Origin of the sequence: Glutamicibacter sp. NPDC087661, assembly GCF_044743275.1 — a bacterium.
GTDB lineage: Bacteria > Actinomycetota > Actinomycetes > Actinomycetales > Micrococcaceae > Glutamicibacter.
In genome coordinates this window covers 79642-94034 of sequence record NZ_JBIUWE010000006.1, presented here as the reverse complement: position 1 = coordinate 94034, position 14393 = coordinate 79642, and the positions used below count along the sequence as shown (strand labels likewise).

The following is a 14393-nucleotide window of genomic DNA, read 5'->3' as shown; positions in this document are numbered from 1 at the left end:
GTCTTTACCTGTGACATATCTCCGATAGGCTATGGAAACGATGGGAATGCTATGACTTTTGGTGTGCTCGAGTAAGGCCTAGGCAATGAAGCCTTGCACGAGGGTCAGGTGTCTTGCCTCCCGCATTATCTCGCAAGATTCTTTGGAGGAACAGATGCGCTTCGTATCGCGCAAGACCGGTATGGCTGCAGCCATGCTCGGCATCTCGGCATTAGCTTTGAGCGCCTGCGGCGCTGCACCGGAAGAGACCAGCTCGGCTGGCCAGTTCCCGGACTACGTTGGCTGCATTGTGTCCGACTCCGGTGGATTCGACGACCAGTCCTTCAACGAATCTTCCTTCCGCGGCTTGAAAAACGCCGAGAAGGACCTGGGCATCCAGACCAAGGATGCCGAGTCCAAGTCGAACGCCGACTTCGCGACCAACCTCAACGGCATGGTCAACGCAGGCTGCGACCTGACCGTCACCATCGGCTTCCTGCTGGGCGACGCAACCGCTGAGGCTGCCGCGGCCAACCCGGACAAGAACTTCGCCATCGTCGACTTCCAGTACGAGAAGCCGATCGAAAACGTCAAGCCGATCATCTACGACACGGCCCAGGCTGCCTACCTGGCAGGCTACGCAGCAGCTGCCGCTTCGAAGACCGGCACCGTTGCCACCTTTGGCGGCATCAAGATCCCTACCGTCACCATCTTCATGGACGGCTTCGCTGACGGCGTGGCCAAGTTCAACGAAGACAAGGGCAAGGACGTCAAGCTGCTGGGCTGGGACAAGAAGAAGCAGGACGGCACCTTCTCCGGCGACTTCGAGAAGCAGGATAAGGGCAAGCAGATCACCAAGAACTTCATCGCTTCCGGCGCTGACGTTGTCATGCCTGTCGCCGGCCCAGTGGGCAAGGGCGCTGGCGCTGCAGTGGTCGAGGCCAACGACGGCGGCAAGGAAGCCAAGCTCGTGTGGGTCGACTCCGACGGCTTCCTGACCGCTCCCGACTACAAGGACGTCATGCTGACCTCGGTCGTGAAGACCATGGACACCGCAGTCGAAGATGTCATCCGCACCGATGCCGAGGGCAAGTTCGACTCGACCCCGTACGTGGGCACCTTGGAGAACGAGGGCGTTGCACTGGCACCGTTCCACAACTTCGATGAGGAAATCGGCGAAGACACCAAGAAGGAGATCGATGCCCTGAAGCAGCAGATCATCTCCGGTGAGCTGGAGATCGAATCGGCCTCCAGCCCCAAGTAGGTCTAGGCAAACCAGCCATGGAGCGCGTCACCGCTCGCCGCAATACAGCGGTGGGCAGGTGACGCGCTTTATGCCTGCCTAAGGGCCAAAACAACCTGCAAGCAAGAACCTCGCCAAACGAACAATGAAGATGGTGGAATCGTGAAACTCGAACTACGAGGAATCTCGAAAGCCTTCGGTTCTTTCTACGCCAACAAAGATATCGACCTGACGGTCGATGACGCCCAGATTCACTGTCTGCTCGGCGAAAACGGTGCTGGAAAGTCCACGCTTATGAACGTGCTCTACGGGCTGTACCAGCCGACCGAGGGCCAAATTTTGCTGGACGGGAAGCCCGTCGAGTTCTCCGGACCGGGCGACGCCATGGCCTCGGGCATCGGCATGGTGCACCAGCACTTCATGCTGGTCCCGGTCTTCACCGTGGCAGAGAATATTGCCCTCGGCGCAGAAACCACCAAGGCTGGCGGCGTGCTTGACCTGCAGGTCACCCGCAAGAAGATCCGCGAGATCTCCGACCGCTACGGCTTCGACGTGGACCCGGACGCGGTCGTCGAAGACCTGCCCGTTGGCGTGCAGCAGCGTGTCGAGATCATCAAGGCCCTGGTGCGCGAGGCCAAGATCCTGATCCTCGATGAGCCGACCGCGGTGCTGACCCCGCAGGAAACCGACGAGCTGCTGGACATCATGCGCCAGCTCAAGGCCAACGGCACCTCCATCGTCTTCATCTCGCACAAGCTGCGCGAAGTGCGTGCCGTGTCCGATGTGATCACCGTGATCCGCCGCGGCCAGGTCATCGATTCGGTCTCCCCGGAATCCTCCACCACCGAGCTGGCCAACCTCATGGTCGGCCGCGCCGTGGAACTGAACCTGAACAAGGCCGCAGCCACTCCCGGGCAGGCGGTACTGCAGGTCAAGGACCTGACGGTCGTCGACCCGGCGGGCACCACCACGCTGGACTCGGTCACCTTGGATATCCATGCAGGCGAGATCCTGGCGATCGCCGGCGTGCAGGGCAACGGCCAGACCGAACTGACCGAAGCGATCCTGGGCACCCAGCCGGTGACGGGCGGCTCGGTCAAGCTCGCCGGCCAAGAGCTGGTTGGCAAGTCGGTCAAGCAGATCCTGCGCTCGGGCCTCGGCTTCGTTCCCGAAGACCGGTCGGTGCACGGCCTGGTCACCCAGTTCTCCATCGAGGAGAACCTGGTGCTGGACCTCTACGACCGCCCGCCCTTCGGCAAGGGCATCTCGATGAACCTGGAGGCGATCAAGAAGAACGCCGCGCAGCAGATCCAGGGCTTCGACGTGCGTACCGATAATCCGCTGAACCCTGCCTCCAGCCTCTCGGGCGGCAACCAGCAGAAGGTCGTGATGGCCCGCGAGCTGAGCCGCGATTTGAAGCTGTTCATCGCTTCGCAGCCGACCCGCGGCGTGGATGTGGGATCCATCGAGTTCCTGCACCGCCGCATCGTGGCCGAGCGAGACAAGGGCACCCCGGTGATGATCGTTTCCACCGAGCTGGACGAGGTCATGGAATTGGCCGACCGCATCGCCGTGCTCTACAAGGGCAGGATCAACGGCATCGTGCCGGGCGACACCTCCCGCGAGGTGCTGGGCTTGATGATGGCCGGCGTTTCGCAGGAAGAAGCCCTGGCCCAGGCCGAATTCGCGAAGGCGGAGAACGAGCCGGTTGAAGCCCAGCCAGCTAGCGAGCATGACAACCAGGAAGGAGAAGCGCAGTGAGCGAGAAAGCACCTGTGGTTCCCGGCTCCGGCAAGCCGGGCAATGACCTCTTGCGCCAAATCACCCAGGGACCAGGCCTGGTCTCGGTCCTCGGCGTCATCGTCGCACTGGTCATCGGCGGCCTGCTGATTGCGGTCACCGATGAGAAGGTGGGCGAAACGGCCGGCTACCTCTTCGCCCAGCCTTCGGCCTTCTTCGGCGAATTCTGGCGTGCGGCCACCGAAAGCTATGTGGCGCTGTTCAACGGCTCGATCTACAACTCCTCGCAGGGGTTCAAGCCGTTCCTGGAGACCCTGACCGTCTCCACCCCGCTGATCTGCGCCGGCTTGGGCGTGGCCGTGGCATTCCGCGCCGGCCTGTTCAACATCGGTGCCCAGGGCCAGATCATCATCGGCTCGGTGCTGGCCGCCTACATCGGCTTCGCCTGGCACCTGCCCATCGGCCTGCACCTGCTGCTGGTGATCGTCTTCGGCCTGCTCGGCGGCGCGATCTGGGGCGGCCTGGTCGGCCTGCTCAAGGCCAAGACCGGCGCCCACGAAGTGATCCTCACGATCATGTTCAACTACGTGGCCGTGTACCTGATCGACTTCCTGATGAACACCCAGGCCTTCCGCCGTCCCGGCGAGACCAACCCGATCTCGCCGATCCTGGACAGCTCGGCCATCTTCCCGGCGATCCCCGGTTCGCGTTTGCACCTGGGCTTCGTGATGGCGGTGCTGCTGGTGCTGGCCGTGTCCTGGATGTTCAAGCGCTCCACCGTGGGCTTCGAATTCCGCGCCGTGGGCCACAACCCGGAAGCCGCGCAGACCGCCGGCATCAACGTGGCCCGCACCACCATCATTGCGATGGCGCTGGCTGGCGCCTTGGCCGGTGCCGCAGGCGTGGCACAGGTGGCAGGCACCGAAAAGGTGCTCACCGGCGGCATCGCCGGCTCGCTGGGCTTCGACGCGATCACCGTGGCGTTGCTGGGCCGCTCCACCCCGTGGGGCACCTTCTTCGCCGGCCTGCTCTTCGGCGCGTTCCAGGCCGGTGCGGTGAACATGCAGATCACCACCGGCACCCCGATCGACATCGTTTCGGTGGTGCAGTCGCTGATCGTGCTGTTCATCGCCGCCCCGCCGCTGGTCAAGGCCATCTTCGGCATGAACCGCAAGAAGAAGCGCAGCTCCAAGCTCGAACCTACTAAGGCAGGTGCCAAGTGACCTCTTCCACCTTGCAGCCGGCAATCAACGTCCTGCCGAGCAAGAAGACCCCGATCATCCTCTCGGTGATCGCAGTGATCGTCTTCTTCAGCTTCGGCCTGCTGGGCAACGACCAAGCCGCCCACTTTACGCTGAACAGCGCCGGCGACGCCTTCGAGCTGCCCGAACTGGTCTTCCCGGGCCGCATCACCAACATCGTGTTCGGCGTGCTGCTGCTGGCCATTGCCGCCTACGCGTGGATGCAGCGCAAGCAGGGCAGGATCCTGGCCACCTGGATGGTCGCCATCGCGGCGGTCCTGTTCGTGCTGGGCTTCCTGATCTGGGTGGTTTCCGGCGCCAACATCAACAGCATTTCGCTGGCCAGCCTGCTGGCCGGTGGCGTGGTGCTGGCCGTGCCGCTGGTCTTCGGTTCGCTTTCGGGCGTGCTGTGCGAGCGTGCCGGCGTGGTCAACATCGCCATCGAGGGCCAGCTGCTGGGCGGTGCTTTCACCGCGGCACTGGTCGCCTCGCTGACCCAGAGCGCCTTCGCGGGCCTGGTTGCCGCCGGCCTGGCCGGCGCCATGGTCTCGCTGGTCCTGGCGGTCTTCTCCATCAAGTACGTGGTCAACCAGATCATCGTCGGCGTGGTCCTGAACGTGCTGGTTTCGGGCATCACCGGCTTCCTGTTCACCACCGTGATGCAGGAGGACCCGGAGCGCTTCAACTCGCCAGCGCACCTGCCGGTCATTGAAATCCCGCTGCTCTCCTCGATCCCGGTCATCGGCCCGATCCTGTTCAAGCAGTCGGTGATCGGCTACCTGATGTACCTGGCCGTCTTCCTGGTCTGGTTCGGCCTGTTCAAGACCAAGTGGGGCCTGCGCGTGCGCGCCGTGGGCGAGCATCCGAAGGCAGCCGATACCCTGGGCATCAAGGTCAACGCGATCCGCTTCTGGAATGTCACCCTCGGCGGCATCGTGGCCGGCATCGGCGGTTCCTTCTTCACCCTGGTGGCCATCGACTCCTTCACCAAGGAAATCTCCGGCGGCCGCGGCTTCATCGCGCTGGCCGCAGTCATCTTCGGCCGGTGGAACCCGATCGGCGCTTTCCTGGCCGCCCTGCTCTTCGGCTTCGCCGATAACTTGCAGGTGATCCTGACGATCATCGGCACCCCGGTACCGAGCCAGTTCATGGCCATGATGCCTTACCTGGTGACCATCTTCGCGGTGGCCGGATTGGTGGGGCGTTCGCGCGGACCGGCAGCTGCGGGCGAACCCTACGTGAAGGAATAGCGATTTCCCATGAATAGCAACAACGCGCCGTGGCCGCAGCTCGAAGCTGCGGCTGCGGCCGCGCTGTCCCAGGCCTACGCGCCCTACTCCGAGTTCCGGGTGGGTGCGGCGGCACTGACCAGCGACGGCCGCCTGATTTCCGGGTGCAACATCGAGAACGCCGCCTACGGGGTCACCCTGTGCGCTGAATGCGCCATGGTGGGCCAGCTCTTCGCCACCGGCGGGGGCACCATGGAATACTTCCTGTGCTTCGGCCAGCTGCGCGAGGGCGAGCTCGAACTGATTACCCCGTGCGGCCGGTGCCGCCAGCTGCTTTTCGAGCACCGCGGGGCGCAGCTGCTGATCAAGACAGCCCGCGGCATCGTGGGAATCGACGACCTCTTGCCTGACGCGTTCGGGCCGCAGAATCTCAACTTCTAGCGCCGGAGCACACCGGCCAACAGCAGAATGGAAGGTGCCTGATATGGCTACCGAGCAATTCAGTGCCGTCGAAGTCATCCGCGCCAAGCGCGATGGCGGCGAACTGAGCAACGAGATGATCGACTGGACCATCGATGCCTACACCCGCGGGGCCATCGCCGAAGAGCAGATGTCCGCGCTGAACATGGCCATCTACTTCCAGGGCATGAACCGCAACGAGATCTCGCGCTGGACTACTGCGATGATCAACTCCGGGGAACGCATGGACTTCTCTGCCCTCACCGACCCGTCGGGCAAGAAGCTGGCCACCACCGACAAGCACTCCACCGGGGGCGTGGGGGACAAGATCACCTTGCCGCTGGCTCCGCTGGTCGCCAGCTTCGGCGTGGCCGTCCCGCAGCTCTCGGGCCGCGGGCTGGGCCACACCGGCGGCACCCTGGACAAGCTCGAAGCCATTCCCGGCTGGAAGGCGGATCTGTCCAACGAAGCGCTGTTCTCCCAGCTGTCCAACGTCGGCGCGGTCATCTGCGCCGCCGGCACCGGACTGGCTCCGGCGGACAAGAAGCTCTATGCCCTGCGCGATGTCACCGCCACTGTGGAAGCCATCCCGCTGATCGCGTCATCGATCATGAGCAAGAAGATCGCCGAAGGCACCGGCACCCTGGTGCTGGATGTGAAGGTCGGCTCCGGCGCGTTCATGAAGGACGAGGCCATGGCCCGCGAACTGGCCGAGACGATGGTGAACCTGGGCACCGATGCGTCGGTGAACACCGTGGCTCTGCTGACCAACATGGAAACCCCGCTGGGCCTGACCGCCGGCAACGCCATCGAGGTCGAGGAATCCGTTGAGGTCCTGGCAGGCGGCGGACCAGAGGACGTCGTGGAGCTGACCGTGGCCCTGGCCACCGAGATGCTTGCCGGGGCAGGCATCAAGGATGCGGATGTCCCCGGTGCGCTGAAGAACGGCAAGGCCATGGACATCTGGCGCAAGATGATCGCGGCCCAGGGCGGCGATCCGGATGCCAAGCTGCCGGTAGCCAAGGAATCGCACACCGTGGTGGCGCCCGCCGAGGGCGTGCTGATCAAGCTCGACGCGATGGACATCGGCCTGGCCGCGTGGACCCTGGGCGCAGGACGTGCCCGCAAGGAAGACAGCGTCCAGGCCGGCGCCGGCGTGCGCATGCACGTGAAGCCAGGTGCCTTGGTTCGCCGTGGCGAGCCGATTGCCACCTTGCTGACCGACACCCCGGCCAAGATGGAGCGTGCCATCGAGCTGGTCCAGCGCGCCATCAGGATCGGTTCGGCCGATGACCGTCCGGACACCCGCCTGATCCTGGACCGCATCGCCGCCAAGTAGCCGAATCCGGATTGGCGCTCAAGGAGCCGGGAAACACGTTGCCGTGTTTCCCGGCTCTTTCGCTTGCCGGCGACCGATCCGCTGGCAATCAGTGCCCCGCTCCAGAAATATCGGGAGCCTGGTCGCCCTGCGAGTGCTCTTCCCCGGCCTCGCTGCCTGCATCAGCTGGGCTTTTCTTTTCCGGAGGGCTCTGCAGGTCCGTTCGTCTTCGAAGTTGCGGTAGCAATGGCCTGGCATCCTGGTGGTTCCCAGGCCAGCTGCCGCAGTGGAAGTTCCCAGAAAGTTCCCGGGAACAATAACGGCGTAGTCAAACGTTAGTCAGTTAACTCCTACCTGGGTAGCAGATGGGAATTGTCCACAACGCAACGTAAGCAGGATGCGCGCAGGTGAGTTCTCGAGCGAAAATGGAGAGACATTCAGCGCATGGAGCGCCTTGGGAAAGTAGATGTAGGCACGCATGGAATTAGTCAATGAGGCAATCACGCAGGCCGCCAGCGCATGGTGGATCCTGCCGTTATTGTTTCTGTTCTGCATGATCGATGCGATTTTCCCCCTCGTCCCGAGTGAATCCTTTTTGGTTTCGCTGGCCGCGGTCGGCGTCCACACCGGTGTTCCCAACCTTGTCTTGATTGGCTTGCTCGGTGCCGGCGGTGCCTTGCTCGGCGACCAGATCACGTACGCCATCGGACGCAAGATCGGATCCAGGGGCTTCAAGTGGATGCGCGGGCAACGCGCGCAGCGGGTGCTGAACTATGCCGAGAAGAAACTTGAAACCTCGGGCGCTCTGCTGATTTTCACGGCCCGATACATCCCGATTGGCCGAGTGGCCGTGAACCTGACCGCGGGCGCCACCGGATTCAGCCACAAGCGCTTCACCCTCTTCGACACCATCGGCGTACTGACCTGGGCTGCCTACTCCGTCAGCATCGGTGCGCTGGCCGGCAACTGGATGCACGACAACAAGCTGCTGGGCATTGCAGTTTCCATTGTCATCGCCGTAGTGCTCGGATTCGTCATCGACCGGATCGTCAGCTGGGTGCTGGATCGCCTGCATCGGCGCGCGGCGAAGCGCGAAGGGCACCCGGTGCAACCAGCCAGGCAGACCGTCCCGCCAACCCCTGACGAGGGTTAACCTCCCGTATTGATCAGGGTCACATAGTGGCTCGCAGATCTTTACCCGTTGGAGCTGTCAGTTCCGCGAAAATGCGACTAGGCTCAGTGGTGTGACTGAAGAAATGATTCATACTGACTACGATCCCGAATTCGACTTCCGGGATCTGCCTAAAGTTTCGCTCCATGACCACCTCGACGGTGGTTTGCGCCCTCAGACGATCATCGAGCTGGCCGCCGAGATTGGACACGAGCTGCCAGAGACCGAAGCAGAAGCTTTGGGCGAATGGTTCCGTGAATCAGCCGACTCCGGCTCGCTGCCACGCTACCTGGAAACCTTCGAGCACACCGTCGCGGTCATGCAGACCCGAGATGCGCTGATCCGCGTTGCCCGCGAATTCGTAGAGGACCTCGCTGAAGACGGTGTCATCTACGGCGAAGTCCGCTATGCACCAGAGCAGCACCGCCGCGAAGGCTTGAGCCTGGACGACGTCGTCGACGCCATCCAGGAAGGCCTGGACCAGGCCTGCGAGCAGCTCAACGCCGAGGGCCACCCGATGCAGATCGGCCAGATCGTTACCGCCATGCGCCACAGCGACCAAGGCGTGGAAATCGCCAAGCTGGCCCTGCGCCACCGTGGTCGTGGCGTCGTCGGTTTCGATATCGCCGGTGCTGAAGATGGCTTCCCGCCCTCAGTGATGAAGGAAGCTTTCGACCTGCTGGCCGAGAATCTCTTCCCAACCACCGTGCACGCTGGCGAAGCAGCCGGCCTGGATTCCATCAAGGAAGCCATCCTGATCGGCCGCGCCCAGCGCCTGGGCCACGGAGTCCGCGTAGCCGAGGACATCGAGATCGAGTTCGGAGCTATCGACGAGAACGGCGAAGAACTCAGCGACGATACCGGCCTGGTATCGCTGGGCCCGGTAGCGAACTGGGTCCGCGAACGCGGCATCCCGCTGGAAGTCTGCCCGTCCTCGAACCTGCAGACCGGTGCTACCTCCAAATTCGGCGAAGGCATCGGGAACCACCCGATCGACCTGCTGGTCCAGACCGGTTTCAATGTCACCATCTCGCCGGATAACCGCCTGATGTCCGGCACCACCTTGTCCGATGAGTTCGAATTGCTGGTAGAAGCCTTCGACTACGACTTGGAAGATCTGCTGGATCTGACGCTGAACGCCGCCGAAGCTGCTTTCGTCCCGCTGGAAATGCGCGAGCTGCTCGTTGAGTACATCAACGACTACTACGACAACCTGCTGGATGACGAGGACTACGAAGAAGACGAATACGAAAACGTCGCCGACTAGTTCCAGGACCCAGCCGCCAGGCAACCACCGAAGCCGTCCCTTGCCCAAGCAAGGGGCGGCTTCGCTGGTTCCAAGGGCAGGTGGTTCCTAGAACGGGTACTGCTTCTTGGTGGACTGCACGCCGACCCAGTGATCGGTGGTGAATTCCTCGATAGCCCACTCGCCGTTGAAACGGCCCAGACCCGAATTCTTCTCGCCACCGAACATCACATGCGGTTCATCATTGACGGTGATGTCATTGACGTGAGTCATCCCGGCCTTGATGCCGCGGGCAAAGGCGACGCCCTTCTCCAGGTTTTGCGTGAAAACGGCCGAGGACAAGCCGAATTCGGTGTCGTTGGCCAGTTCCAGCGCATGCTCTTCGGAGTCGGCCTTGGCGATGCCCACGACCGGGCCGAAGATCTCCTCGCGGAACAGTTCCATGCCGCTGGTGACATCTGCGAAGACGTGGGGAGAGACCACACGGCCTGTGATCGAACCTGCCAGGACTTCGCGGGCGCCCTGGCCACGTGCGGTCTTGATCTTGCCGCTCACCGACGCCAACTGCGCATCATTGATGATCGGTCCCACGAGGTTGGCTGGATCGGCGGCATCGCCATAGCCGAGCTTGCCGACCTGCTCGATGAACTTCTCGATGAAGGCCTCGTAGACCGGAGCCTGGACGATGATGCGGTTGATGGCCATGCAGATCTGCCCCTGGTGCAAGAACTTGCCCAGGGTCGCGGCCTTGGCTGCTTCGTCAAGATCAGCGTCTTCGAGCACGACGAATGGCGCGTTGCCGCCAAGCTCCAGCGCCACGCGTTTCATGTGCTCGCCGCTGACCGCGATTTTCCCGACGTTCTTGCCCACCGGAGTCGAACCGGTGAACGAAACCAGCGACGGGGTCCGATGCGCCACGAAGTAATCGCCGATTTCCGAACCGGACCCAACCACTGCGTTCAGCACGCCATCTGGCAGGCCAGCCTCGGCGAAAGCCTTGGCCAGGACCAAGGCTCCCACCAGCGGGGTATCCGAGGCGGGTTTGAGCACCACCGCATTGCCCAGGGCCAGGGCCGGCGCTACGGACCGGGCCGACAGCAGCAGCGGGAAGTTCCACGGGCTGATGACGCCCACCACGCCGACCGGTTCGCGGTAGACCCGGTTCTCCTTGCCCTCGGCATTGGAGGGCAGGATCTTGCCGTGCACGCGGGTGGGGAAGGTGGCTGCTTCGCGGATGGCAGCGATGGTGCCGCCCAGTTCGATGTTCGCCTTCAACTGCGTGGAACCGGACTCGGCGGTCAACAGCGCCAGGATGCCCTCGAAGTTCGACTGCAGGTAGTCGGCGGCCTGGTTCAAGACCTTCGAGCGCTTGCCGGGGGAGAGCGCCGCCCAGCCTGGCTGCGCAGCGGCGGCAGCGCCATAGGCGTCGTCGACGTCGTCGGTCGACGCCTGGCGGATCTCGGCCAGGAGCGAGTCATCAAAAGGGTTGGCAGTGCGCAGGATGCGCTCGGAGCGCCCCTCAACCCACCGGCCGCCGATGAAGAGTTTGGCTGGAAGCTGATCCAGGAATTCCAGCTGGGCGGTGTCTTGGACGGTCATTGGCAATCCTTCGCGTCGTCGGGATGAACTACGGCCATGCTAGCCCGAATGGGCAGCAATGGGCAGCTCCTTGGCCGCAGGCTGAAAGCCCGCTTCGATAGCATGTTCCTATGCCGGAGAACAGAACGCAGCTAGAGCAGCTCAACGCCACCGTACGGACCCTTCGCAGCAGATGCGCCTGGACTGGCGCGCTGACTCACGAGTCGCTGCGCACCTACCTCATTGAGGAAAGCTATGAGGTACTGGACGCCATCGCCGAACGGAACCCGGATCTGTTGAAGGAGGAGCTGGGGGACTTGTTCTTCCAGATCCTGCTGCATTCGCTGATCGCCGAGGAGCAAGACCATTTCGGCCTGGAAGATGTCGCCGAAACGCTGAATGCGAAGCTATTGCGCCGCAACCGGCATATTTTCGACGAGCAGGGCCAGGTCCGCCAGGACGTCATCACGGATGTGGATGAGATTATCCGCGTGTGGGATGCGGCGAAGCAGGCCGAACGCGCCGGCCAGCCGAAGAAGCGGAAGAACGCGGGACTGCCCGCTGGGCTGCCGTCCCTGGCGCTCGCGCAGAAATTGCTTGATCGCCATGCCAGAGCAGGATCGGCACAGCCCGCGGCCGGGCTAGTCACCGAGCAGATCCGTGAACGAATCGTCGACGAGTTCTCCCTGGCCAAGGAATTAATGGCCCTGTCAGCGAGGGCCGAGGAGCTGGGCCTGGATGCCGAATCGGTGCTGCGTGCGGCCCTGGGCCAGCAATACGGCGCGGAAACTGGCGCAACAACATCGCCCAAATCACCTTCGAAGCGCTAGGCTAGAGACAGGCAATGGCGCCGACGGTCTTATCAGCGACCGCTGGTTGACCTGCCCCAAGACCACCCCTTTTCTACAAGGAGTCCATACTCATGGCATTGATTGACGCCATTCACGCGCGCGAAATCCTTGATTCCCGCGGCAATCCGACCGTCGAGGTCGAGGTCCTGCTATCCGACGGCTCGCATGGCCGTGCTGCTGTTCCTTCCGGTGCATCCACCGGCGCTTTCGAAGCAGCTGAGCGTCGCGACGGCGACAAAGACCGGTACCTCGGCAAGGGCGTACTGGGTGCTGTAGAGTCCGTCATCGACGAAATCGCCGACGAGCTGGAGGGCCTTGACGCCACCGACCAGCGCGCCATCGATGCCACCATGATCGAACTGGACGGCACTGCCAACAAGTCCAAGCTGGGTGCAAACGCCATCCTCGGCGTCTCCCTGGCAGTGGCCAACGCCGCTGCAGTGAGCGCCAACCTGCCACTGTTCAAGTACCTGGGCGGCCCTAACGCGCACGTACTGCCAGTGCCACTGATGAACATCCTCAACGGCGGCTCCCACGCCGACTCCGACGTGGACATCCAGGAATTCATGATCGCCCCGCTCGGCGCGCCGACCTTCTCCGAGGGCCTGCGCTGGGGCGTCGAGGTCTACCACAACCTCAAGTCCGTGCTGAAGGAGAAGAACCTCTCCACCGGCCTGGGCGACGAGGGCGGTTTCGCTCCGAACCTGCCAAGCAACCGCGCGGCTCTGGAACTGATCACCGAAGCGATCAAGCGCGCTGGCTACACCCCGGGCGAAGACATCGCCCTGGCGCTGGATGTCGCTTCCTCCGAGTTCTACGAGAACGGCGCTTACCAGTTCGAGGGCCAGGCGCTCTCTGCCCAGGAAATGAGCGACTACTACGCTGGCCTGGTGGCCGACTTCCCATTGGTTTCGATCGAGGATCCACTGGATGAAGACGACTGGGATGGCTGGAAGACCCTGACCGACGCCATTGGCGACAAGGTGCAGCTGGTAGGCGACGACCTGTTCGTCACCAACCCGCAGCGCCTGGCCGACGGCATCGCCAAGGGCACCGCCAACTCGCTGCTGGTGAAGGTCAACCAGATCGGCACCCTGACCGAAACCATCGATGCAGTGACCATGGCGCAGCGTGCCGGGTACACCACCATCACCTCGCACCGTTCGGGTGAAACCGAAGATGTCACCATCGCTGACATCTGCGTGGCAACCAACGCCGGGCAGATCAAGACCGGTGCACCAGCTCGCTCCGAGCGCGTAGCCAAGTACAACCAGCTGCTGCGTATCGAAGAAGACCTGGGCGCCTCGGCGGTCTACGCTGGCCGTAGCGCGTTCCCGCGTTTCAACAGCTAATTTTCAGTAATAGCGAATAAGCTCGTCGGTAGTGGATACCGGCGGGCTTTTCGTTATTTAATGGAATTATCTTGCCAAGTCCACGGCAACACCGCAAGAAAAGCACCACGGGAATTGGGGGAGTATGGCTCAGCGACCACCGCGAATGCCTCGCCGTAATACTCCGGATCCGGCCGAAGAAGCCGTAATAACCCCGGTTGACCAGACGAAACATGACGGCGCAGGTTCCGAAGCTGAACCGCCTACCGACGCTCTGCGCATCGTCAGGCCACAAGCGCAGGCCAGGCAAACTCCTGCAACGCCGCGCCCACCGAAGGCCGCTCCCGCTGCGCAGAAGCCCAGAAGCGTTGCAGCACAGCCGAAATCGACGGCACGCCCAGCGTCAGATGCGTCACGTGAGCCGAAAAAATTTGCAGGAAATTACGCGCCGAAGCCGAAGGTGCCGCTGCGCGAACGTGCCAAGGAAAAGCAGAACGAACGCCGACGCGATGACCGGGTGAAGTTCTCTGCTGCCGTACGCCGCAAGCCGGGGCAGAAGCCGTCTGGCCAGAACCACGTCCCCGAGGGCGAACCCGTTGCTGCGCACCGGTTTTCCGGCCGTATCGCCGCCTTGATCGTGGTCCTGGCCTTCTTCGCAGTGATGCTCGTGCCCACGGTGAATTTCTACCGCACGCAGATGGCGGAGCTGAATGAGCTGAATGCCTCGATCGAAGCGCTGGAGACGCAGCGCGATGACCTCAAGGCAGAGATCGCGCGCTGGGATGACCCGCTGTACATCAAGCAGCAAGCACGCGAGCGGATAAACTTGGTAATGCCTGGTGAAAAGCTCTACATGGTGGTGGGTGAACGCCCTAAGGATGAAGAGACGCCCGCCGACGGCAACGGAAGCACCTTCGAGGTGCGCCAGGAACTTCCATGGGTTGATGCTCTGCTCGACTCCGTTCGACGTTCTGCCACTGACTAACCACTTTAAACACGAAGAGACT

The 14393-nt window shown here is 62.8% G+C and carries 12 protein-coding genes; 11 read left to right on the top strand and 1 reads right to left on the bottom strand.

The window, feature by feature from the left end; genetic code table 11:
* Nucleotides 1-154 precede the first annotated feature (154 nt).
* The 8 genes from ACIOTN_RS15620 to ACIOTN_RS15585 all read left to right on the top strand — a co-directional run bounded on the left by ACIOTN_RS15620 (nucleotide 155) and on the right by ACIOTN_RS15585 (nucleotide 9647).
* Entirely contained in the window at nucleotides 155-1243 is a 1089-nt protein-coding gene (locus ACIOTN_RS15620; RefSeq protein ID WP_105657428.1) for a BMP family protein, read from the top strand.
* 141 nt (nucleotides 1244-1384) lie between these two features.
* A complete protein-coding gene (locus ACIOTN_RS15615) occupies nucleotides 1385-2983 on the top strand; it encodes an ABC transporter ATP-binding protein (protein WP_105657429.1) in 1599 nt (532 codons plus the stop codon).
* A complete protein-coding gene (locus ACIOTN_RS15610; protein WP_332489200.1) occupies nucleotides 2980-4185 on the top strand; it encodes an ABC transporter permease in 1206 nt (401 codons plus the stop codon). The genes ACIOTN_RS15615 and ACIOTN_RS15610 overlap by 4 nt, the downstream gene beginning before the upstream one ends.
* The gene (locus ACIOTN_RS15605) at nucleotides 4182-5453 is read left to right on the top strand and encodes an ABC transporter permease (RefSeq protein ID WP_105657431.1); all 1272 of its coding nucleotides are present in this window, start codon (nucleotides 4182-4184) and stop codon (nucleotides 5451-5453) included. The genes ACIOTN_RS15610 and ACIOTN_RS15605 overlap by 4 nt, the downstream gene beginning before the upstream one ends.
* Before the next feature lie 9 nt (nucleotides 5454-5462).
* Complete coding sequence (locus tag ACIOTN_RS15600; protein ID WP_105657432.1) at nucleotides 5463-5873, top strand: cytidine deaminase; 411 nt, start codon at nucleotides 5463-5465, stop codon at nucleotides 5871-5873.
* A gap of 43 nt (nucleotides 5874-5916) precedes the next feature.
* The gene (locus tag ACIOTN_RS15595; RefSeq protein WP_402735656.1) at nucleotides 5917-7230 is read left to right on the top strand and encodes a thymidine phosphorylase; all 1314 of its coding nucleotides are present in this window, start codon (nucleotides 5917-5919) and stop codon (nucleotides 7228-7230) included.
* A gap of 457 nt (nucleotides 7231-7687) precedes the next feature.
* Nucleotides 7688-8362 (top strand): DedA family protein, encoded by a 675-nt coding sequence (locus ACIOTN_RS15590; RefSeq protein ID WP_105657434.1) that lies wholly within the window; start codon nucleotides 7688-7690, stop codon nucleotides 8360-8362.
* A 103-nt stretch (nucleotides 8363-8465) separates the two neighbouring features.
* Nucleotides 8466-9647 carry an adenosine deaminase gene (locus tag ACIOTN_RS15585; RefSeq protein ID WP_402735733.1) on the top strand — a complete coding sequence of 394 codons (1182 nt, stop codon included), beginning with the start codon at nucleotides 8466-8468 and terminating at the stop codon, nucleotides 9645-9647.
* A gap of 87 nt (nucleotides 9648-9734) precedes the next feature.
* Here the strand turns inward: ACIOTN_RS15585 and ACIOTN_RS15580 are convergent, their stop codons facing one another.
* The gene (locus ACIOTN_RS15580; protein WP_402735655.1) at nucleotides 9735-11225 is read right to left on the bottom strand and encodes an aldehyde dehydrogenase family protein; all 1491 of its coding nucleotides are present in this window, start codon (nucleotides 11223-11225) and stop codon (nucleotides 9735-9737) included.
* Nucleotides 11226-11335: 110 nt separating this feature from the next.
* On the opposite strand from ACIOTN_RS15580, the gene ACIOTN_RS15575 reads away from it, so the two are divergent.
* The 3 genes from ACIOTN_RS15575 (at nucleotide 11336) to ACIOTN_RS15565 (ending at nucleotide 14371) form a co-directional block, all read left to right on the top strand.
* Entirely contained in the window at nucleotides 11336-12034 is a 699-nt protein-coding gene (locus tag ACIOTN_RS15575; protein WP_402735654.1) for a MazG nucleotide pyrophosphohydrolase domain-containing protein, read from the top strand.
* Between the two features lie 92 nt (nucleotides 12035-12126).
* Entirely contained in the window at nucleotides 12127-13407 is a 1281-nt protein-coding gene (eno, locus tag ACIOTN_RS15570; protein WP_105657437.1) for a phosphopyruvate hydratase, read from the top strand.
* Nucleotides 13408-13552: 145 nt separating this feature from the next.
* Nucleotides 13553-14371: a septum formation initiator family protein gene (locus ACIOTN_RS15565; protein ID WP_105657438.1), complete on the top strand. Its 819-nt coding sequence runs from the start codon at nucleotides 13553-13555 to the stop codon at nucleotides 14369-14371.
* The last annotated feature ends 22 nt before the right edge of the window (nucleotides 14372-14393 follow it).

Coding starts and splice junctions, on each gene's coding strand:
- ACIOTN_RS15620 (WP_105657428.1), top strand. CDS start 155: ATGCGCTTCGTATCGCGCAAGACCGGTATGGCTGCAGCCATGCTCGGC.
- ACIOTN_RS15600 (WP_105657432.1), top strand. CDS start 5,463: ATGAATAGCAACAACGCGCCGTGGCCGCAGCTCGAAGCTGCGGCTGCG.
- ACIOTN_RS15595 (WP_402735656.1), top strand. CDS start 5,917: ATGGCTACCGAGCAATTCAGTGCCGTCGAAGTCATCCGCGCCAAGCGC.
- ACIOTN_RS15590 (WP_105657434.1), top strand. CDS start 7,688: ATGGAATTAGTCAATGAGGCAATCACGCAGGCCGCCAGCGCATGGTGG.
- ACIOTN_RS15585 (WP_402735733.1), top strand. CDS start 8,466: ATGATTCATACTGACTACGATCCCGAATTCGACTTCCGGGATCTGCCT.
- ACIOTN_RS15580 (WP_402735655.1), bottom strand. CDS start 11,225: ATGACCGTCCAAGACACCGCCCAGCTGGAATTCCTGGATCAGCTTCCA.
- ACIOTN_RS15575 (WP_402735654.1), top strand. CDS start 11,336: ATGCCGGAGAACAGAACGCAGCTAGAGCAGCTCAACGCCACCGTACGG.
- eno (WP_105657437.1), top strand. CDS start 12,127: ATGGCATTGATTGACGCCATTCACGCGCGCGAAATCCTTGATTCCCGC.
- ACIOTN_RS15565 (WP_105657438.1), top strand. CDS start 13,553: ATGCCTCGCCGTAATACTCCGGATCCGGCCGAAGAAGCCGTAATAACC.